The organism is Nonomuraea sp. NPDC049152 (assembly GCF_040648355.1).
Lineage (GTDB): Bacteria > Actinomycetota > Actinomycetes > Streptosporangiales > Streptosporangiaceae > Nonomuraea.
The window spans coordinates 332488-352399 of the sequence record NZ_JBEZDO010000005.1 but is presented as its reverse complement, the minus strand read 5'-3'; the positions used below and the strand labels follow the sequence as shown (position 1 = coordinate 352399).

The window sequence follows — 19912 nt, the reverse complement described above, 5'->3', positions numbered from 1 at the left end:
TAATCTCCGGGAGGTGCGCCGTGATGACCAGAGGCGTCTTGACGGCAGGCGCGCTCGCGCTGTCCCTGCTCGTCTCAGGCTGCGTGGCCGGAACCTCGTCCCAGGGCGTCGCGGTCGCCGACGACCAGCCCTTCGAGGGCGAGGTCGAGTTCTGGACCATCAATCTGAAGAAGAACTACAGCGACTACATCACCGGCCTGATCGGCGAATACCAGAAGCAGCACCCGAAGGTCACCGTCAAGTGGGTCGACGTGCCGGGCCAGGAGAGCGCCACCAAGCTGCTGGCCGCCGTGGCCAGCGGCGACGTGCCCGACGCGGTCAACATCTCCTCCCTCGACCTCGGCAGGTTCGCCCCTTCGCTCGCCCCGCTCGACGAGCACTTCACGCCCGCCGACCTGGCCGACTTCCAGCCCAACCTGGTCGAACCGCTGCGCGTGGACGGCAAGCTCTACGCGGTGCCCTGGTACAACGGCGGCGCGCCCGTCGCCATGTACCGCAAGTCGGTGGTCGCCAAGGCGGACTTCGACGAGACGGCGCCGCCGAAGAGCTACGACGAGGCCCTCGCGTTGGCCGACAAGGTCTACGGCGCGACCAAGGTCAACGGCATGAACGCGATCCCCGACCACAACGCGCTGCGCTACTACGGGATCGAGCTGCTGTCCGACGACAAGAAGACGGCGACGTTCAACACCCCCGAGGCCGTCGCGATCCTGGAGAAGTTCAAGAAGAGCTACGACGCGCACGGCATCGCGCCGGGCGCGGTATCCAAGGACATCCGCAACCTGCCGCAGACGCTGGATAACGGCCAGATCGCCTTCAAGGCCACGGCCAACGCCGCCGAGCTGCTCAACATCCAGAAGAACGCGCCCGAGGTCTACCAGGACCTGGTCGTCACCGAGCCGGTCAGGATGAGCACGGGCGGCTTCCTGCTGCTTGCCCAGCAGGCCTTCGCCGTCCCGAACGCCTCCAAGCACAAGAAGGCCGCCGCCGAGTTCATCAAGTTCTTCACCAACGGCACCAACCAGCTGGCCTTCTGCAAGATCGTCCCGATCTACCCGTCGACGGTCTCCTCGACCAAGGACCCGTTCTTCGCGGGAAGCGCGGGCGAGGACCCGATGGCCGTGGCCCGGAGCGTGATCGTGAAGGGCCTGCCCGAGCTGGAGTACACCCCGATCGGCACCGCCAAGGACGCCGAGCTGGGCGAGCTCCTCTCCGAGGAGGTCAGGGCGTTCCTGACGGGGACCAAGAGCGCCAAGGAGGCGCTCGACACAGCAGAGAAGCGATGGAATGACGCACTTGCCTAAGCTCAGAATGGGGATCGTCGGCGCGGGGATCATGGGCCGCGGCCACGCCGAGGTCCTCTCCGCCCACCCCGACGTCGAGATCACCGCGGTGTCCCGCAGGAGGCTCGACGACGCCCCGGACGCGGCCGTGTTCGCCGACTACACCGACCTGCTCTCCTCGGGCACGGTCGACGCCGTCTCGATCACCACGCCCGACCACCTGCACGCCGACGTCATGGTGGCCGCGGCGCGGGCGGGCGTCCACATCCTGGTCGAGAAGCCGTTCACGACCACCGTCGAGGACGCGGACCGCGCGGTCGCCGCGATCAGGCAGGCGGGCGTGACCGCGATGTGCCTGTTCAACCACCGGTGGGTGCCCGCCTACGCCCAGGCCAAGGAGCGGATGCCGCTGGTGGGCGAACCCGTCGTCGGCTACGCCCGCAAGGACGACACCATCCACGTGCCCACCGAGATGATCGGCTGGGCCGACAGGACCACCTGCGCGTGGTTCCTGTCCAGCCACGACATCGACCTGGTCACCTGGCTCTACGACGACCACGTGGACGAGGTCTTCGCCACGGCGCGGTACGGCAAGCTGCGCGGCATGGGCATCGAGACGCCCGACGCCATGCAGATCCAGGCCCGCTTCGGCAGGGGAGCGGTGGCCACCTTCGAGTCGGCGTGGATCTACCCGAACACCTTCCCGACCATGGTCGACAGCTACGTCACCGTGGTCGGCGAGTCGGGCGTCATCCAGCTCGACAGGCAGAAGGAGAACATCCAGCTCGCGACGGACCAGGCCTACAGCTACCCGCGCAACATGCTGCAGCGCGTCGTCCACGGCGTCCCCGCAGGCGCCTACCGCGACGCCATCCACCACTTCGTCGACTGCGCGCGCACCGGCGCGCAGCCGCTGATCACCGTGGAGAGCTCGCAGCACGTGACCGCCGTCCTCGCCGCCGCCCACGAGTCGGCCCGCACGGGAGCGCCGGTGAAGCTGTGATGTATGTGGAGAAGGCGCCTCACGTGCATCCCACGCGGATGCGGCACATCCCCGACGAGGACCTCTTCGCCGCGCTGGACAGCGACAGCAGGGCATGGCGCTGGCGCGCGCCCGTGCCCGCGGGCCTGCCCGCCGACGGGGCCGACGCGCTGTGCGGGACCGAGGTCGACTTCCTCGACAAGGGGCACGGCCGCTCCCGCCTGTACGGCTTCCACTACCTGCGCTGGATGACCCCGCTGATCGCCGCCTACGCCGAGAGCGGCGACCCGCGCTACGCCGCCGAGTGGGAGCGCCTGTTCCGCCAGTGGTACGCCGGCCGCGACCTGGTCGAGGGCGACTGGCCCGGCCTCGACGTGGTCTGGTACTCCCTCGGCGTCTGCGCCCGCACGATGTACGTCACGCAGGCGCTGGCCGTACTCGGAGAGGCCGTCGGCGAGGAGTGCTGGAAGGAGATGATGAAGACCGTCCTCGGCGGGGCCAGGTGGGCCGCCGAGGAGCACGACGAGTTCAAGCACGGCAACTGGCAGTTCGCCACCGTCTGCGAGCTGCTGCACACCGCCAGGGTGTTCGCCGACCTGCCCGAGGCCGCGCGATGGGCCGAGATCGCCACGGCGCGCATCGCCGAGCACCTCGAACGCGACGTGCGCGCCGACGGCGGCCACCACGAGCGCTCGCCCGGCTACCACGGCATGTGCCTCGACGCGCTCAAGCGGGCCGCCGCCGTCGAGCCCGACCTGGCCACGCACCCGCGCTACCTGGCCATGCACGACTGGCTCGCCGCGCTCATGACCTCGGGAGGTTGGGTGCCGCACCTGCAGGACAGCGGCGTCGTCTGGCCGTCGGGCATCGTGCCCGCGAAGGGCTCGATCAACCTGGAGGCCAGCGGCTACGCCGTGTTCCGCGCGGAACACTTCCACACGGTGATCAACTACGGTCCCTACGTGGGCCACGAGCTCGAGCCGCACAGCCACCACGCCGCGCTCGACTTCGTGATCGCCGGATGGGGCGTCCCGCTGGCGTGGGAGGCGGGAGGGCCGCCGTCCTACGACGACCCCGGCTACTACGACTGGTACCAGGCGACCAGGGCGCACAACACGGTGCTCGTTCCGGGCGAGGAGTACACCGAGGACCGCAGGGCCGCCTGCGACCTGTTCTCGGCGGGCGAGGAGACGGGTGACGACGTGGACGTCTTCGTGGGACACCACCACGGCTACGGCGCTCGCCACGACCGCACGATCGTCTTCGTCCGCGACGAGGGCTACTGGGTGGTCACCGACCGGATCGAGGCGGAGGCGATCTGGCAGGTGCACGGCCTTTCCCCGTGGGTACGGCACGGCGCGGGCTACCGCACCGAGCGGGCCCCAGGCCTCCTCGTCGTCCCCCTGGAGGAACCCGACGAGGTCCTGTTCGGGAACGGTCCCGCGCGGATCCCCGACCCCGCCACCAGGACGGCCGAGTACGGGCGGATCCATTCCCTCGGCCTGCGCGGCCGCGGCCGGTTCACCGTCGGGATCTTCCCGTTCCTCGACGAGCCCCCCACGATCCCCGACGGATGGACGGTCCATGCTGATCGACGCTGACGCGATGCTCGGCCGGCACCCGCGCAGGGACGTCGGGGAGGGGACGGTCGCCGAGGCGCTGGCCAGGATGGACCGCTTCGGCATCGCCGAGGCCGTCGTGAGCCACACGCTGTCATGGCTGCACGACCCGGGCACCGGCAACCGCAGGCTGCTCGACCTGGTCGAGGGCGAGCCCAGGCTGCGGCCGTGCTGGGTGCTGCTCCCCGACACCTGCGGGGAGACGGGCTCGCCCGGCGCGTTCGTCGCCGCCGCCACCGGCGCGGGCGTCGCCGCCGTCCGCGCCTACCCCGCCGACCACGGCTACGACCTGGCGGGCCGCGACGCGGCCCCGATGCTCCACGCGCTGGAGGAGGCCGCGCTCCCGCTGCTGCTCGACGCCGCGCAGCTCGGCTGGTCCTCGATCGAGGCGATCGCGGGCGCCCACCCCGGTCTGCCCGTCGTCGTCGGCGGCCTCGGCTACCGCGTGCTCAGGCAGGCCGCGGGCGTCCTCGCCCGCACCGCCAACGTCCACGTGGGGCTGGCCAACCTCTCCTCCCACCGCGGCCTCGAATGGCTCGTCGAGCGGTACGGCACGCACCGCGTCGTCTTCGGCACAGGAGCGCCCGCCAGGGACCCCGCGGAGGCCGTGACCAGGCTGCTGTGGTCGGAGCTCGACGACGACGCCGTCGCCGCCATCGGGTCGGGCAACCTGCGCGGCCTGCTCCACGACGAAGCGAGCGTCGCGTGAACCTCCTCACCTCCGCGCTCTGGAAGCGCGAGCCGCAGAGCGCGCTCCGGATCGTTGACGCGCACGCGCACGCCGGGCCGTACAGCCTGTTCTTCATCCCCGACGCGGGGCCCGAAGGGATGGCGCGGGTCATGGACAGGTGCGGGGTGTCCCACGCGGTCATCTCCAGCCACCTGGCCATCCAGCTCGACGCCGCCGAGGGCAACGCCCAGACCGCGGAGATCGTGGCGATGGCGGCCGACAGGTTCACCGGCTACTTGACCGTCAACCCGTGGCAGGACCCAGTCGGCGAGCTGGCCAAGTGGGGCGACGACCCGCGCTTCGGCGGTGTCAAACTCCACCCCGACCTGCACGACTACCCGCTCACCGGCACGCGCTACGCGCCCGTGTGGGAGTTCGCGCAGCGGACCGGCTGTCCCGTGCTGACGCACACCTACGAGGGCTCGCCGTACAACGACCTGCCGATGGTGGACGAGGTGGCCGCGCGCTACCCGGACGTGGTGATCCTGGCCGGGCACGCGGGCGCCACGCCCACCGGGTTCGACGCCGCGATCGAGGTGGCGCGGCGGCGGCCCGGCGTGGTGCTGGAAGTGTGCGGTTCCTTCAACACCGGCGCCGACATCGCCACAATGGTGAGGGAGGTGGGCCCTGACCGCGTCGTCTACGGCTCCGACTTCCCCTTCATCGATCTGCGGATGTCGCTGGGACGGGTAATCTTCAGTGGCCTCGCTGAGGAGGATCGGGCGGCGGTGCTCGGCGGAACGATGACCCGCCTGCTTCAGTGGCGATCCGGACTGGGGTGATCATCATGGATCGGTTGCGTGCGGAGGCACGCTCCAGGGTGGCGATCGGAGTCGTGGGTCCCCACGACCTGGTCGAGCAGATCATGATGATCGGCGCCGACCTGCCCGGCGCCGCCGACTGGCGACTCGTCGGCGCCCCCCACGCGGGCGAGCACGAGACCTACGAGAAGTTCTCCAGGATCGCCGACAGCATCGACGTGGCGCTGTTCACCGGGCCGCTCCAGCACGACCTGGCCAGGCAGGCGGGCGCGCTGCCCGTCCCCGCCACGTTCGTGCCGATGAGCGGGGCCAGCCTCTACGCCAGCCTGCTGCGCGGCGTCATCACCCACGGCATCGACCCCGCGCGGGTCAGCATCGACTCGCTGCCCGCCGCCGACGTCGACGAGGCCTACGGCGAGATCGGCGTCGGCACCGAGGGCGTCCACCTGTCGGAGTACGACCAGCCCGAGTCGGCGCGCGGCTTCGCCGCCTTCCACGAGCAGCTCTACCGGCAGGGCGCCACCACCGCCGCGCTGACCACGATCAGGAGCGTGGCCACGAAGCTGACGGCGGCGGGCGTGCCGGTGCTGCGCATGCTGCCGACCTCCCACACGCTGCGCCTCGCCCTCAACACCGCCGCGCTGCTCGGCACCGGCAGCAGGCTGGAGGAGTCGCAGATCGCCATCGTCGTGGTCGAGCTGGCAGCCTCCGCCAGGCCCAGCTACTCAGGGCCAGGCAACTACTGGCAGCAGGAGCTCAAGCTGTCACTGCACCAGTCGCTGCTGGCCGACGCCAGGCTCATGGGCGCGACCGTGGTCCCGCGCGACGAGAACAGCTACGTCGTCACCGCCACGGTCGGCGCGCTCGCGCAGGCCACCGACGGCTTCCGCGTCGCGCCCTTCATGGACAGGATCCGCACGGACGCGGGCGTGGCCGTCGAGGTCGGCATCGGGCTCGGCACCACGGCTCGCGACGCCGACGCCAACGCGATGGTCGCCGTCGACAAGGCGCGCGGGGTGGGGGCCGCGGCCGCCTACCTGGTCGGCGGCGACGGGGTCGTGCTGTCGCTGCCGCTGCGCCAGCGCAGGAGGGCCGAGAGCGAGCCCGCCGTCACCACCAAGGCGGCCAAGCTCCTCGAACGGCTGGTCGAAGGGCTCGGCGACGGGCCGGAGGCGCTCGTGGTCGACGCGGAGATCGTGGCCGACGTGCTGGCCATCGCGCCGCGCAGCGCCCGGCGGGTGCTGCAGAGCCTGGCGGAGGAGGGTCTCGCCTGGCCGATGCCGCCCGCCAAGGGCACCCAGGCGGGACGGCCGCGGCAGCCGTACCGGCTGGTCAAGAACTGAGCTCGGCCAGCAGGTCGCGAGCGGTCCCTGCGAGCAGCTCGGCGCTCCCAGGCGCGACCTGGCTCGCCAGGGCCTCGTACTCGGCCCGCAGGTAGGCGTCGGCGGTCGGCAGGTAGCCGGGATACCCGTTGACGTACCCGAGCACGACCGTCGCCCGCCCACGCGAGGCGCCGACGATGCCGTCGGCGACGGCGAGGAACGGCTCGCCCGGCAGGCCGACGAGCGCCAGGTCGCCCAGCCTGACCACGCTCACCTCGGCGCTGATCGGCCCTGTCGCGGCGGTCCGCGCCCGCACGCCCTCCAGCCTGCTCATGGCCAGCCTGGACGCCACCGGGTCTCCCGCCGCCCGCTCGACGTCCGCCTCCAGCGCCTCGACGTCCGCCGCCACGGTGGCCCGTTCGAGCGTCAACCGCCGTCGCGCCCACGCGATCGCGCTCTCCGCCGACGACGGCCAGGCCGGGGTCGCGGGCCCGGCCAGCAGTTCGACGCAGCGGGCCGCCACGACGTCGCCCAGCCTGTCCAACTCGGCCGCGTCCTGCCCGCGCCGGGTGTGGCGGGTGCTCATGTCGCCCGCCGCGCCCGTGGCCACCACGACCCACACCCCGTCCCCGAGCCGTACCCTCAGCCGCCTGCGCACCGCGCCCACCAGGTCCGCGCTGACCATCCTGTTGGCCGCGGGCAGCACCGTCGGATGCACCGGCAGCACCACCACGACCCCGACCAGCAGCCCGCCGTCCCGCACCGCGACCACGTCGAGCGGCACCACCGCGTCGGCGTCAGGCCTGCTCCTGTCCGCGCCGACGCCCCGCAACTCACCACGATGCGCGGCCCCCTCGCACGGCCGCTCCCCCTCCATGGCCGCCTGTACGGCGGAGCGGCACGCGGCGGCGATCGCGTCCTGCCACGGTTCCGGCGTGGGCCCTCCGCCCGGCACGCAGCCCGTCTCGGGACCGGCGTGGGTGTGGCTGGCGGCCAGCCACACCTCATCCGCCGCCTCCCGCCTGACCCGCTGGGCGAGGTCCTCGTTGACGCAGATGACGTCGGCGGTGACCAGCGCGAACCTGCGCTCGCCCGCCCTCCAGGTCACGGCGCTGACCTGGAGCGGGTCGAGCACCCCCGTGGACGGCCCTGGCCGGTCGACGTACCCGCCCATCGGCGTCCCCTCGGGCACGACGAGCGCCGCCGCCCCGTAGCCCACGGCCAGCCCGCCCCTCATCGCCGCGCCTCCACGCTCGACGACGGCTCCGCCGGACGTCCAGGGCGAGGGCGCGTCATGACGGGGTCCGCGTTGCTCACAGGTCGGTCGGGTCTCATCGGTGTGCCTCCGTGACGAGGGAGCGGTAGGGGCCGAGGTCGTCGGCGGCGGTCAGGAACGCGGCGCCCGTGAGGCTGTCACCCACGGCGGGCGTGACGTGCGCATGGGGGAGCCGCAAGGCGAGCTCGGCCTCGAACGCGTCCCTGAGCGTCCGGTCGCGTAACAGGCGGCCCGTCCAGGCGACGGGCACCGCCGTGCCGTCGGGGAAGTTCCTGGCGGCCGCGGTGACGGTCGCGGCCAGCTCGGCCCCTGCGGACGTGACGATGGAGCGGGCGGTGGCGTCGTGGGCGGCGAGCTCGAAGACGTGGACGGCGAAGCGGGCGATCCGCGCCACCGCGTCGGAGGACAGGTAGAGCCGCTGGGGCAGGCCGTTCAGGTCGCCGAAGACCTCGCGGGCCCTGTCGGTGAGCGGGCCCGGCTCGGCGCGGCCGTCGTGGCCTCTGAAGGCGGCGTCCACGCCCCTGGAACCGATCCAGAAACCGCCGCCCGCGTCGCCGTAGAGGAAGCCCCAGCCGTCCACCTGCACGGTGGGGCTCGGGGTGCGCACCCCGAGGGCGATCGCGCCCGTGCCCGCCGCCAGGACGACGCCGTCGCCGCCCGCGAACGCGCCCGCGTGCGAGGTGACGACGTCGGTCGTGAGGAGCACGCGCCTGGCCATCCCGAGCAGCGAGTCGACCACCGTCGAAGGGGAGTCCACGAGCGTGGTCAGGCCGAGGCAGATGGTGTCCAGGTCACCCCACCCTGTTCCGATCCGTTCGATGATGGCGGCGGTCGGTGAGCCCTCGGCGTACGACAGGCCCGCCACCTCGCGCGCCTCCAGCACCCGCCCCGACGACGACAGTCCGAGCCGTAGGCCCGTCTGCCCGCCGTCGATCGCCAGATCCATGGGCCCTCCTCAGTGGCGGATACCGGCGCGCCGGTACTCGGTGGGTGAACAGCCGACGTGCCTGCGGAAGGCGCCGCGCAGCGCCTTCGCGCTCGGATATCCGGACCGCTCCGCGATCACGTCGATGGGCAGTGTCGAGGTGGTGAGCAGCCTCCTGGCGTGCCGCAGTCGCAGCCCCGTCAGGTGGCGCAGGAACGTCGTGCGCCGCTCCTCGGCGAACAGGTGCGAGATGTAGAACGGGCTCGCGCACACCGCCTCGGCGACGGTCGCGAGCCGCAGCCCCGGGTCGGCGTAGTGCTCGGCCAGGTACGTCTCGGCCATCGCCAGGATGTCGGTGCGCGGTGGCGGCGGCATCAGCCTGGCGAGCGTGTCCCGCAGCCAGATGTGCAGGTAGGAGCGCTCGTGGATGTCGCCGACCGTGACGATGTCCTCGATCGGCAGCCGGGCGCACGCCTCCACCCAGTCGGTCGACCCGTCGGCCAGGCGTGAGCTGTTGACCGTGTCGACGACGAACAGCAGCTGGCCGATGAGCCAGTTGCGCAGCGTCCTCGGGTCGGCGTCCCGCTCGGCCGCGCACCTGTCCACCCATCCGGCCAGCAGACCCGCCGCGCCATTGCGGTCGCCCGCCCTCACCCGCCTGATCAGCTCCTCCTCGATCCGCACAGGAGGCTCGACCCGCGCAGGAGGGTCGATCCGGACCGCGATCACCCGGTCCCCGCCGAGCACGAGCTTGTAGTCGTTGGCCCTTCGAGCCTCCCGCTCGGCCTCCCCGTGGGCGAGGCTGGGGACGCCGAGGCTGACCGTGGCCGTCCACGCCGTCTCGCGGACGATCCGCGCCCGCACCTCCTCCGCCAGCGCCGCCGCCTCCGACATCAGCGCGTCGGGGTCGGCGCCCGTCAGCAGCACCAGCCACTCCTCGGGCGGCTGCGGACGGCAGGTCACGCCCGGACGTCCCGCGGTGGCGGCGTGCACGGCCCGGTCGGCGCGCTGGAGCTGACGGCGCGCCCACACCTGCCCCTGCACCTGCGAGGAGGCGACGAAGTCATCGATGTCCACCAGCGCGGCGACGGCATAGCTCATGCCTCCACTTTAGGCGGACCGAAATTTGACCGTATTCACGAGCGTGCCCACGCCTGCCACCGTGGCCCGCATCGTGTCGCCGTCCTTGAGCGGGGCGATCCCCGCGATGGTGCCGGTCGCGATGAGGTCGCCGGGCATCAGCGTCATGCCGTCCGACAGGTCGGCGATCAGCCGGGGGATGCCGAACACCATTTGCTTGGTGTTGGCCCGCTGCCTGACCTCGCCGTCCACCTCCAGCGTGAGCTCCAGCGACTGGGGGTCCGGCACCTCGTCCACCGTGGCGAGGTAAGGCCCGGCGGGCGCGAACGTGTCGAAGCCCTTCGACTGGTCCCACGGCACGTTCCGCGAGATGTAGGCCAGCTGCAGGTCACGCGCGGTCATGTCGTTGAGGACCGTGTACCCGGCCACCGCCTCGCTCCAGCGCTCGGCGGGCAGGTCCCTGGTGACCTTGCCGATCACCACGGCCAGCTCCACCTCGTGCTCCAGGTGCCCGGTCCGCGCAGGGGCGACCACCGGCCGGTTGTGCCCGGTCAGCGCGGACGGCGGCTTGAAGAACAGCACGGGCTCGGGCGGCACCTCCATGCCGCTCTCCTCGGCGTGCGCGACATAGTTCAACGCCAGGCAGCAGATCTTCGTGCAGGTGGCCACCGGCGGCTCGAACAGCACCTCGGCCTCGTCCAGAACGGGTCTGCGCCTGGACACCTCCTCGGTGAGGCGCTCGAGGCCGTGGGAGTTCAGCAGGGCCACGGGGTCGTCGGTGCCGAGGTCGGCCAGGCTGACCAGCGCGCCGCCGCGCAGGGCCACCAGCTCGACCGGGGCGGAGGCGCTCCGCCTGATGCGTCCAAGGAACATGGCAGCAAGCCCATCAGCGCTCCCGAAGGCTCACAAGCACCGAAATTTGCGCTCACGACCCACTTCTTGCCCTCCTGCTTGTCGCCGAGGGAAGGGCCGCCTTTTGATGGTCGCCATGACCCGCTCCCTGGACGTCAGCCGCGACCTCTACGCCCACGCCAAGCGCTTCATCGCGGGCGGCGTCTCCAGCGACGCCCGCCGTATCGTCGCAGGCTCCTCAACTTCGTCTACGGCAGGCGTGCCCCTCTACGTCGACAGGGCGCAGGGCGCGCGTCTGTGGGACGTGGACGGCAACGTCTACCTCGACTACGTCCTCGGCCAGGGGCCCGCCCTCCTCGGCCACTGCCCACCCGAGGTGGTCGAGGCGGTCACCGCGCAGGTGGCGCGCGGCATCGTCTACTCCGCCCAGCACGCCGCGGAGGCGCGCGTGGCCGAACGGCTGTGCGCGATGGTGCCGTCGGCCGAGCGGGTCCGCTTCAACACCGTCGGCTCGGAGGCGGCGCACGCCGCCTGGCGGCTGGCGCGCGGCCACACGGGCCGCCCCAAGATCCTCAAGTTCGAGGGCCACTACCACGGCTGGCTCGACCCCGTCCTCTACAGCGTCCACCCGTCCGTGGACGCCGCGGGCCCCGCCGACGCCCCCTTCGCCGTCCCCGGTACGGCAGGCCAGCCGCCCGCCGCCGACCTCGTCATCGCCCCGTGGAACGACCTGGACGCCCTGGCCCGCCTCATGGAGTGGCATCGGGGGGAGATCGCGGGCGTCGTCGCCGAACCCGTCCTGTGCAACACGGGCGCCATCGAGCCCGACCCCGGCTACCTGCGGGCCGTACGCGAGCTGTGCGACAGCCACGGCAGCCTGCTGATCTTCGACGAGATCATCACCGGGTTCCGCCTGGCCCCCGGCGGCGCGCAGGAGCACCTCGGCGTCACGCCCGACCTGTCGATCTTCGGTAAGGCCATGGCGGGCGGGATGCAGGTCTCCGCGCTCGCCGGCCGCGCCGAGGTGATGGACACGATCTCCGCGGGCAAGGTCGCGCACGCGGGGACGTTCAACTCCCAGCCCGTCGGCATCGCCGCCGCCGAGGCCACGCTGCGCGTCCTGGACGAGCGCAGGGAGGAGGTCTACGGCACCCTCTACGCCCGCGGCAGGGCGCTCATGGAGGGCCTGCGCGAGGCCGCGGCCAAGGCGGGCGTCCCGATGCTCGTGGACGGCCCAGGGCCGGTCTTCCAGACGTACTTCACCGAGGCGGAGTCCGTGCGGGACTACCGCGACTTCGCCCGTACCGACCGCGCGAGGATGGCGCTGCTGCACGCCGCGCTGCTGGAGCGGGGCGTCAACATGGTGCCGAGAGGGCTATGGTTCCTGTCCACCGCCCACACCGAGGCGGACATCGCCGCCACTGTCGAGGCTTTCGCCGACGCTCTGCGGACGCTTCCGCTCGGTTGAGATCACCAGCGCGACCCCGATGAGGATGACGAGCCCGCCGCCCAGGATCCGCAGGGTCACGGGCTCGCTCAGCACGAGCGCGCCAAGGGCGACCGCCACCGCGGGGTTGACGTACGCGTAGGTCGACACCAGGGAGATCGGCGCGTTCCCCAGCAGCCAGACGAACGAGGTGAACCCGACCAGCGACCCCACCAGGATCAGGTACGCGAGCCCCGCCCACGACCGTCCGGAGACCGCCGCCAGGTCGAACCGCTCGCCGAGACCGGCGCCGAGCACCACGAGCCCCACGCCGCCGACGAGCATCTCGATCGTGCTGGCGGCGAACGGGTTCGACGGCATCGAGATCCTGCTCGACAGGAAGGACCCCACCGCCCACGACAGCGAGCCGATCAGCACCACGATGATGCCCGTCGTCGAGTTCGCCCCCTGGCCGCCGGTCAGCGACAGCGCCGCCACGCCGGCGAGCCCGACCAGCACGCCCGCCAGGGTGAGCGTCTTGGGCCGATCCCTGACCACGAACCTGAACATCACCAGCCACAGCGGCACGGAGGCGACCAGCAGCGCCGCCAAGCCGGTGGAGATGTGCTGCTCGGCGACCGCCAGCAGGCCGTTGCCCAGCGTCAGCAGCAACAACCCCGCGACGGCCGCGCCGACGAACTCCCTGCGGGTCATCCTGAACGCCGCGGTCCCGTTCTTGGCCAGCAGGAACCCGCCCAGCAGGATGCCGGCGGTGACGAACCGCATGGCCCCGCTCAGCATGGGAGGGATGGTCTCCACGGCGATCGCGATGCCGAGATAGGTCGACCCCCACACCACGTAGACGATGCCCAGCGCCACCCAGACGAGTAGCCGATTGTCAGTGGTGTTCTGTCCCATAGCTACTGACAATAACCACCTGACATGTGATCTGGTACGGCCAGCCCCCCGATAGTGGACGCGCTGCCGGAGCGGGCCGTGGTGGCCTTCCGTCGGACACCCCGGCCCCGCGCTCCCGGTGACGCGTATCCCTGGACAGACGCCCGCCCCGCGCCGAGGATGGCGCGGGGCGGGGCTTGCCGTACAGCATTCAGAGAAGCGCGGGGTCCGCCGCCCCTGGGAAGGGGGAAGGTGGGGCGACGGACCGGACTGGTGGAGTCGATCAGCGTGGGCCGAGCTTCTCCACGATCAACCGATACAGCTGGCGCGGGCGGCCAGGCTGAGGCGTGCGGTTCGGCGGAAGCGGCCACGCGAGTCCCTCGTCAACCAGCGTGCGCAGCAACCGCCGAGCGGTGCGCGGGGTGACCCCGAGCATCTTTCCCGCCCCCTCGGCGTCCACAACCGTGTCGCCGCCCTCCAGCTTCGCCGCCAGCCTGGCGAGCACCTCGATGCCCTTCGGCTTGAGCGGCGTCGACCCCTGAGGAGGCATCCTCGGCGCCGGGATCAGCGCCCTCCCCTCGCGATCGACCGCGAACCCCTGCGCCTGCTTGCCCGCCTGCGAGCGGGCCAGCGCGGCACGCGCATGGGATTCGGCGTCATGTGTCGTACGGCCCATGCCCACGCCCACCTCGACCGCCAGGCCGAGCTCGTCGCGGACCCTGGCGGCGAACGGCAGCACCCTGAAGCCGTCGGTCGCGGACGCGATCGATCCGCGAGTGGCGGTGACCAGGTAGCTGTGGTCGTCGATGGGCCAGACGGTGGCATTGATCCTGTTGGCCTCCTGGACCAGCAGCCGGTGCAGCGACAGGCGCAGCTCGTCGCGCCAGTAGCGGGGTGCGGCCCTGCGCACGGGCTCCCGCAGCGTCGGCACCTCGACCAGGACAACTGTGAGTTGTGACTCCTCCAATCTGTGGTGGGCGCCGAGCAGCGCCGCGGTATGCAGCGCCGTTCGCACGGCCGCCGACGTGGGTCTGATCCTTATCACGGGCACGCCCGCGGTGTGCAGCCTGTCCGCGACCGCGGGGAGACACGTCAGCGCCCCCGTGGTCGCGCCCTGCCTTGCCAGCCTCTCGTGGTAGGCCGCGATCGTGCCTGTCGCGCCCGGCTCGTCGCGGCTGTGCACGTCCGTCGCCGGGATGCCCAGATCGGTGTAGGCCTCCTCGACGTCGGCACGTGACACCACGTCGATGCTCACCCGTTGCGGGTCGAGCCGCGGGTCTATGGCCGCCTTCGCCAGCGCCGCGACCAGCGCGGCGCCGCCGAGCTGGACATACGTCGCCGGCATCGTCAGCACCCCTGACCGCCTTGCCAGGTCATAGGGGACCGGGCTGGCGAAAAGACACGCGTCCACTCCCGGCCCGAGCCTGGTGACCTTGTCCGCCGCCTCCTGCTCGTCGCGGTATGCGGCGGCCACGAGGCGACAGGGCAGGGGCGCCGCGGCATGGCCCATCAGCATCACACGCTCGACCAAATCGTGAGGTCCGACCACACCGATCGTGAGATCCGGTGTCATGGCGCCCGGGCGTGATACTCGGGGAGGCTCTTCGGTCCGCTCGACCAATGTTCGTCCCATCCTGCCGTCCATTGCAGTGCTCTCTTTTGGAACGATCGCTCGCGAGGGCCATAATGTCACGCCCAAATTTTCCAGAAAGTCACCCTGGAAAGCGTTTCACCAGCTCAGCCCTAAGGAACTTCGCGGATAATATCCGCGCCCAACGCCCGCATTCGCTCGGCGAGATGGGCATGACCGCGATCGATCAGATAGCCCGACTCGATGACGGTCTCTCCTTCGGCCGCCAGCCCGGCCAGAACGAGTGCGATTCCCGAACGGAGATCGTGGGCCGTCACCTCGGTGCCTTTGAGCGGGGTGTGACCGTGGACGGTGGCCGCGTTGTCCTTGACCCTGACGTCGGCGCCCATCTTGTTGAGCTCTCCGGCCAGCGCGAACCTGCCGTCGAAGATCCGCTCGTGGATGTAGCTGATGCCGTCGGCGAAGCACGCCACGGTCATCATCGGCGACTGCAGGTCGGTGGCGAAGCCGGGGTAGGTGTCGGTGATGACGTTGATCGGCTTCAGCGGGCTGCTGTGGCAGCGGACGTTGAGCACCGCCCCCTGCGTGGCGAACTCCCCGCCCATCTGCTCCAGCTTGTAGCGGACCACGCCCAGGTCGAGGCCGGTGCCGACGAGGTTCAGCTCGCCGCCGGTGATGGCCGCGGCCATGGCGAACACGCCCGCGTCGAGCCGGTCGGGCATCACGGTGTGCTCGACCGCGTGCAGCTCGGTGACGCCCTCGACGGTGATGAACCCCGTGCCGCCACCGCTGATCTTCGCGCCCATCTTCGTGAGCATGTCGATGACGTCGAGCACCTCGGGCTCGAGCGCGGCGTTCTCGATCACGGTCGTGCCGCTGGCCAGGGCGGCGGCCATGATGAGGTTCTCGGTGCCGGTGTGGGAGGGGGTGTCGAGGTAGAGGGTCGCGCCCGTCAGTCCTGAGGACTTGACGTGGATGACGGTCTCGCTCTCGTCGACGATCGCGCCCAGGCGCTTGTAGCCGAGGTAGTGGAAGTCGAGGTTGCGGCTGCCCAGATTGCAGCCGCCGACGCCCTCGACCACGGCCTCGCCCAGGCGGTGGAGCAGCGCGGGGGTGAACAGCACCGAACCGCGGAAGCGCCTGGCGATCTCGGCCGGCAGTATCGGGCTGGTCAGCCTGGAGGCGTCGATGACCAGCGTGCGCTCGGACTCGTGGAGCTCCACGTGCGCGCCGATGGACTGGGCCAGTTCGACCGCGCGCCGCACGTCCTCGATGATCGGGACGTTGCGCAGGACCGTACGGCCCTTGGCCGCGAGCAGAGCGGCCCCGATCATGGGCAGCACGGCGTTCTTCGCGCCCTGGATGAACGCGGTTCCACGCAGTGCGTTGCCACCGCGCACGCGGTAACGGACCATTCGCTTCCGCTCTCCCTCGGTAAAAGATCTCGCTAAAAGTGATTCGGACGCGCCCACAGTAGCCGTTGCGGACGGCTGACCCGGCCGATTCGCCCCGTGACTACCCGGTAAAGGAGTGTCCTGTGAGGCGTTCGTACGCCTCGACATAGCGCTGGCGGGTCCGTTCGACCACTTCGTCAGGAAGAGGAGGCGGTGCTTCTCCTGAGGATTTGTCCCATCCCGATTCCGGCGATGTCAGCCAATCGCGGACATATTGCTTATCGAAAGAGGGTTGCGCGTGACCTGGCTCCCACTCGTCGAGCGGCCAGAAGCGCGAGGAGTCGGGAGTGAGGACCTCGTCGCCCAGCGTCAGAACTCCGTTGGAATCCCAACCGAGCTCGATCTTGGTGTCGGCGAGGATGATGCCGCGCTCGCGGGCGATCTCCGCGCCCCTGGCGTAGACGGCGAGCGTGATCCTGCGGAGCTCGCCGGCGGTCTCCTCGCCCACCTGCGCGACCACCTCGTCGAAGGAGATCGGCTCGTCGTGCTCGCCGAGCGGGGCCTTCGTGGACGGTGTGAAGGCCGGCTCGGGGAGCCGCGAGCCGTCCTCGAGGCCCTGCGGCAGCCGTACGCCGGAGACCGCACCGTCGCGGCGGTACTCGGCCAGCCCCCCTCCCGCCAGGTACCCGCGCGCCACGCACTCCACGGGCACCATCCGCAGCGGCCTGCACACCATGCTGCGCGCGTCGGGCGCGGAGCCCGCCAGGTGGTTGGGGACGATGTCCTTCAGCTGCTCGAACCACCACAGCGACAGCTGCGTGAGGATCGCCCCCTTGTCGGGGATGTCGGGCTGGAGCACGTAGTCGAAGGCCGAGAGCCGGTCGGAGGCGACCATCAGCAGCAGACCCTCGTCGGTCTCGTAGAGGTCGCGAACCTTGCCGGAATGGAGGTGCTTCATCGGGCGATGTCCGTCCTGTGGTGGGAGCCGCGCAGCCGGACCCTGCCGACCAGCTCGTAGGCGTTGTTCCTGGCGCTCTCCTGGTCAGGCCCCGTGCCCACCACGGCCAGCACCCTGCCGCCCGCGGAGACCGTCCGCCCCTCCTTCGCCGCCGTGCCGGCGTGCAGGACGTAGGCGTGCTCGGTCGGCTCCAGGCCGGTGATCACGTCGCCCTTCACCGGGTCGGCCGGATAGTTCTCCGCCGCGACCACCACGGCCACCGCCGAACCCTCGCGGTAGGTCAGCGGCGGCTGGTGCGCCAGCGCACCCGTCGCGCACGCCATCAGCACGCCCGCCAGCGGCGTCTCCAGGCGGTCGAGCACCACCTGCGTCTCCGGGTCGCCGAACCGCGCGTTGAACTCGATGACCTTCGGTCCCTTCGAGGTCAGCGCCAGACCGACGTACAGCACCCCGTTGTACGGCAGGCCGCGCCGCGCGAGCTCGTCCACCGTCGGATGCACGACCTCGCGCATCACCTGCTCCGACAGTCCGTCGGGCGCCCACGGCAGCGGCGTGTAGGCGCCCATGCCGCCGGTGTTGGGGCCCTCGTCGCCGTCGTAGGCGCGCTTGAAGTCCTGCGCAGGCTGCAGCGCCACCGCGGTCGAACCGTCGCAGAGCGCGAACAGCGACACCTCGGGGCCGTCGAGGAACTCCTCGATCACCACCCGCTCGCACGCCTCCGCGTGCTCCAGCGCCGTGTCCAGGTCGCCGGTGACGACGACGCCCTTGCCGGCCGCCAGCCCGTCGTCCTTGACCACGTACGGCGCGCCGAACTCCTCCAGCGCCCGCCTGGCCTCCTCGCGCGTCGTGCAGGTGCGCGACCTCGCGGTGGGAACGCCGGCCGCGTTCATGATGTCCTTGGCGAACGCCTTGGAGCCCTCGAGCATCGCCGCCTGGCGCCCGGGGCCGAAGCACGGGATTCCGCCGGCCCGCACCGCGTCGGCCACGCCCGCCACCAGCGGCGCCTCGGGGCCGACGACGACCAGGTCGGCGCCCAGCCTCCCGGCCAGCTCCGCGACCTGCCGGGGGTCGGTGGGGACGACATCGTGCAGGGTCGCGATCTCCGCGATGCCGGCGTTGCCGGGCGCACAGTGGAGTTCGGAGACCTGGGGGTCGAGTTTGAGCGAGCGGCACAGGGCGTGTTCCCGCCCGCCGGATCCAATCACAAGAACGCGCACCCGCCCATTCTCCCAGCTCGCACGCCGCCGTTCTCACCCGCGTGCGGGCCGCGGCAGGGGCGCCGTTCGGCGGGCCCGCCGGCCGCGCGAGAGGAGCGTCCCTTCGACGGGCTGGACCACGCGCCGGCGGAGGCGCGTTGCCGTGCGTGCCGTACGAGGTCAGCGAACGTCCGGAAGGAGATGTGCGGGAATCGGGAGGAATCTTTGTGAGGTTCTACGTGATCGGTAGGCCCGGCAACGAGTAGGGTGTGGGGGGTTCCCCAGCCTGTGGTAGGTTGGGTCGGCTTTGCGGCGTCTTGAGTGATTGGAGGTGGTCCGGGATGAATCCTGGTGATCCCAGCGGTACTCGCCTGCGCACGATCATCGTGCGCACCCCCGACCACTCCAATTCGGCAGCCTGATCGTGCCTCCACGCATCTCCAGATTGAGGTGATCTTTCGTCCTGCGTGGACCGTGCCAGGTCGGGCGGGAAGGGACTGCCATGCGCTCGTCCACCATTTTCCGTCGCATCAACCGTCACCCCGTGCCCGTGCACACCGCCCGTCAGCTGACCAAGACGATGGGTGAATGCGTGCCGCCGGTCGACTCCCTCGTCGAGTACGGCGCCTACATCAACGGCAAGAAGATCTGCGCCGACGGCATCGTCGAGTCGCTCAAGCTGGTGCGCGAGCACAACCTCGACAACGAAGGCGCCAAGGCCTTCGTCTGGGTCGGCCTCCACGAGCCGGAGGCGCCCGAGGTCGAGTGGCTGGCCGAGGTGTTCGGCCTGCACCCGCTCTCGGTGGAGGACGCGGTCAAGGCCCACCAGCGTCCCAAGATCGAGCGTTACGGCGACTCGTTGTTCATGGTGCTGAAGACCGCCGCCTACCTCGACCACGACGAGCTCACCGCGACCAGCGAGATCATCGCCACCGGCGAGATCATGGTGTTCCTCGGCGCCGACTTCGTGGTGACCGTACGGCACGGGCGCCACTGCCCCCTCACCGAGGTGCGCGAGAAGCTCGAGGACAAGCCCAAGCTGATCAACCGCGGGCCCACCGGCGTGCTGCACGCGATCTCCGACCACGTCGTCGACCGCTACCTCCAGGTCGCCGACCTCATGCAGCTCGAACTCGAAGAGGTCGAGGCCACCGTCTTCGCCGACGTCAGCTCCCGCGACATCAACCGCATCTACCAGCTCAAGCGGGAGATGCTGGAGATGAAGCGCGCCGTCACCCCGCTCCAGGCCCCCATGGCCTCCCTGCCCCAGCGCCGCATCATCCCGAGCGAGATGCGCGAGTACTTCCGTGACGTCAGCGACCACCTGGCCAGGGTGTGCGAGCAGGTCGAGTCGTCCAACGAGCTCGCGAACTCGATCCTGCAGGCGGCGCTCGCCCGCTCCAACACCCTCGCCAACGAGGACATGCGCAAGATCTCGTCGTGGGTGGCCATTCTGACCGTGCCCACCATGATCGCGGGTGTCTACGGCATGAACTTCGACTTCATGCCGGAGACCAAGCAGACCTGGGGGTACCCGGCGGTGCTGGCCGTCATGATCACCGCGTGCACGCTGCTCTACCGCGGCTTCCGCCGTAACGGCTGGCTCTGAGATGTCGGGCG

The 19912-nt window shown here is 70.9% G+C and carries 17 protein-coding genes; 8 read left to right on the top strand and 9 right to left on the bottom strand.

The genetic code is table 11. The features are described 5' to 3' along the window. Nucleotides 1-23 precede the first annotated feature (23 nt). Genes AB0B45_RS12880 through AB0B45_RS12855 form a run of 6 tightly spaced genes read left to right on the top strand, consistent with a single transcriptional unit; the run spans nt 24 to nt 6718 of the window. Nucleotides 24-1304, top strand: a complete 1281-nt coding sequence (locus AB0B45_RS12880; protein WP_358129229.1) for an extracellular solute-binding protein — start codon at nt 24-26, stop codon at nt 1302-1304. Further along, nucleotides 1288-2286: a Gfo/Idh/MocA family oxidoreductase gene (locus AB0B45_RS12875; protein WP_358129226.1), complete on the top strand. Its 999-nt coding sequence runs from the start codon at nt 1288-1290 to the stop codon at nt 2284-2286. The genes AB0B45_RS12880 and AB0B45_RS12875 overlap by 17 nt, the downstream gene beginning before the upstream one ends. Nucleotides 2287-2309: 23 nt before the next feature. Further along, nucleotides 2310-3866 carry a heparinase II/III family protein gene (locus AB0B45_RS12870; protein WP_358129223.1) on the top strand — a complete coding sequence of 519 codons (1557 nt, stop codon included), beginning with the start codon at nt 2310-2312 and terminating at the stop codon, nt 3864-3866. Then, on the top strand, nt 3850-4593 hold the full coding sequence (locus AB0B45_RS12865) for an amidohydrolase family protein (RefSeq protein WP_358129220.1): 744 nt from the start codon (nt 3850-3852) through the stop codon (nt 4591-4593). Before AB0B45_RS12870 ends, AB0B45_RS12865 begins: the two co-directional genes overlap by 17 nt. Beyond that, nucleotides 4590-5396 (top strand): amidohydrolase family protein, encoded by an 807-nt coding sequence (locus AB0B45_RS12860; RefSeq protein ID WP_358129218.1) that lies wholly within the window; start codon nt 4590-4592, stop codon nt 5394-5396. The genes AB0B45_RS12865 and AB0B45_RS12860 overlap by 4 nt, the downstream gene beginning before the upstream one ends. A 5-nt stretch (nt 5397-5401) precedes the next feature. Next, complete coding sequence (locus AB0B45_RS12855; protein WP_358129215.1) at nt 5402-6718, top strand: GTP cyclohydrolase IIa; 1317 nt, start codon at nt 5402-5404, stop codon at nt 6716-6718. On the opposite strand, the gene AB0B45_RS12850 is transcribed toward AB0B45_RS12855, so the two are convergent. The 4 genes from AB0B45_RS12850 to AB0B45_RS12835 all read right to left on the bottom strand — a co-directional run bounded on the left by AB0B45_RS12850 (nt 6708) and on the right by AB0B45_RS12835 (nt 10851). Continuing rightward, nucleotides 6708-7934: a hypothetical protein gene (locus AB0B45_RS12850; RefSeq protein ID WP_358129212.1), complete on the bottom strand. Its 1227-nt coding sequence runs from the start codon at nt 7932-7934 to the stop codon at nt 6708-6710. The genes AB0B45_RS12855 and AB0B45_RS12850 overlap by 11 nt on opposite strands. A 94-nt stretch (nt 7935-8028) precedes the next feature. Then, a complete protein-coding gene (locus tag AB0B45_RS12845; RefSeq protein WP_358129209.1) occupies nt 8029-8919 on the bottom strand; it encodes a BadF/BadG/BcrA/BcrD ATPase family protein in 891 nt (296 codons plus the stop codon). A 9-nt stretch (nt 8920-8928) separates the two neighbouring features. After that, nucleotides 8929-9999 carry an AraC family transcriptional regulator gene (locus AB0B45_RS12840; protein WP_358129206.1) on the bottom strand — a complete coding sequence of 357 codons (1071 nt, stop codon included), beginning with the start codon at nt 9997-9999 and terminating at the stop codon, nt 8929-8931. Between the two features lie 9 nt (nt 10000-10008). Beyond that, entirely contained in the window at nt 10009-10851 is an 843-nt protein-coding gene (locus tag AB0B45_RS12835) for a fumarylacetoacetate hydrolase family protein (protein WP_358129204.1), read from the bottom strand. A 115-nt stretch (nt 10852-10966) separates the two neighbouring features. Here AB0B45_RS12835 and AB0B45_RS12830 point away from each other — a divergent pair, with 115 nt between their 5' ends. Further along, nucleotides 10967-12298, top strand: coding sequence for a glutamate-1-semialdehyde 2,1-aminomutase (locus AB0B45_RS12830; protein ID WP_358129201.1), 1332 nt, complete (start codon nt 10967-10969; stop codon nt 12296-12298). On the opposite strand, the gene AB0B45_RS12825 is transcribed toward AB0B45_RS12830, so the two are convergent. The 5 genes from AB0B45_RS12825 to purD all read right to left on the bottom strand — a co-directional run bounded on the left by AB0B45_RS12825 (nt 12206) and on the right by purD (nt 18313). After that, nucleotides 12206-13174: an EamA family transporter gene (locus tag AB0B45_RS12825; protein ID WP_358129198.1), complete on the bottom strand. Its 969-nt coding sequence runs from the start codon at nt 13172-13174 to the stop codon at nt 12206-12208. The genes AB0B45_RS12830 and AB0B45_RS12825 overlap by 93 nt on opposite strands. Before the next feature lie 262 nt (nt 13175-13436). Then, the gene (locus AB0B45_RS12820; protein ID WP_358129195.1) at nt 13437-14726 is read right to left on the bottom strand and encodes a transcriptional regulator; all 1290 of its coding nucleotides are present in this window, start codon (nt 14724-14726) and stop codon (nt 13437-13439) included. A 170-nt stretch (nt 14727-14896) separates the two neighbouring features. After that, nucleotides 14897-16159: a UDP-N-acetylglucosamine 1-carboxyvinyltransferase gene (gene murA / locus AB0B45_RS12815; RefSeq protein ID WP_358129192.1), complete on the bottom strand. Its 1263-nt coding sequence runs from the start codon at nt 16157-16159 to the stop codon at nt 14897-14899. Nucleotides 16160-16259: 100 nt separating this feature from the next. Beyond that, complete coding sequence (locus tag AB0B45_RS12810) at nt 16260-17096, bottom strand: phosphoribosylaminoimidazolesuccinocarboxamide synthase (protein ID WP_358129189.1); 837 nt, start codon at nt 17094-17096, stop codon at nt 16260-16262. Next, a complete protein-coding gene (gene purD, locus AB0B45_RS12805) occupies nt 17093-18313 on the bottom strand; it encodes a phosphoribosylamine--glycine ligase (RefSeq protein ID WP_358129186.1) in 1221 nt (406 codons plus the stop codon). Before purD ends, AB0B45_RS12810 begins: the two co-directional genes overlap by 4 nt. A gap of 523 nt (nt 18314-18836) precedes the next feature. Here purD and corA point away from each other — a divergent pair. Continuing rightward, a complete protein-coding gene (corA, locus tag AB0B45_RS12800) occupies nt 18837-19901 on the top strand; it encodes a magnesium/cobalt transporter CorA (RefSeq protein WP_358129184.1) in 1065 nt (354 codons plus the stop codon). Nucleotides 19902-19912 lie beyond the last annotated feature (11 nt).

Bases quoted from the DNA above. Each gene is read 5' to 3' on its own strand.
- AB0B45_RS12845 (WP_358129209.1), bottom strand. From the start codon at position 8,919: ATGGATCTGGCGATCGACGGCGGGCAGACGGGCCTACGGCTCGGACTG.
- murA (WP_358129192.1), bottom strand. From the start codon at position 16,159: ATGGTCCGTTACCGCGTGCGCGGTGGCAACGCACTGCGTGGAACCGCG.
- AB0B45_RS12825 (WP_358129198.1), bottom strand. From the start codon at position 13,174: ATGGGACAGAACACCACTGACAATCGGCTACTCGTCTGGGTGGCGCTG.
- AB0B45_RS12840 (WP_358129206.1), bottom strand. From the start codon at position 9,999: ATGAGCTATGCCGTCGCCGCGCTGGTGGACATCGATGACTTCGTCGCC.
- AB0B45_RS12830 (WP_358129201.1), top strand. From the start codon at position 10,967: ATGACCCGCTCCCTGGACGTCAGCCGCGACCTCTACGCCCACGCCAAG.
- AB0B45_RS12820 (WP_358129195.1), bottom strand. From the start codon at position 14,726: ATGACACCGGATCTCACGATCGGTGTGGTCGGACCTCACGATTTGGTC.
- AB0B45_RS12865 (WP_358129220.1), top strand. From the start codon at position 3,850: ATGCTGATCGACGCTGACGCGATGCTCGGCCGGCACCCGCGCAGGGAC.
- AB0B45_RS12810 (WP_358129189.1), bottom strand. From the start codon at position 17,096: ATGAAGCACCTCCATTCCGGCAAGGTTCGCGACCTCTACGAGACCGAC.
- AB0B45_RS12850 (WP_358129212.1), bottom strand. From the start codon at position 7,934: ATGAGGGGCGGGCTGGCCGTGGGCTACGGGGCGGCGGCGCTCGTCGTG.
- AB0B45_RS12875 (WP_358129226.1), top strand. From the start codon at position 1,288: ATGACGCACTTGCCTAAGCTCAGAATGGGGATCGTCGGCGCGGGGATC.
- AB0B45_RS12835 (WP_358129204.1), bottom strand. From the start codon at position 10,851: ATGTTCCTTGGACGCATCAGGCGGAGCGCCTCCGCCCCGGTCGAGCTG.
- AB0B45_RS12855 (WP_358129215.1), top strand. From the start codon at position 5,402: ATGGATCGGTTGCGTGCGGAGGCACGCTCCAGGGTGGCGATCGGAGTC.
- AB0B45_RS12880 (WP_358129229.1), top strand. From the start codon at position 24: ATGACCAGAGGCGTCTTGACGGCAGGCGCGCTCGCGCTGTCCCTGCTC.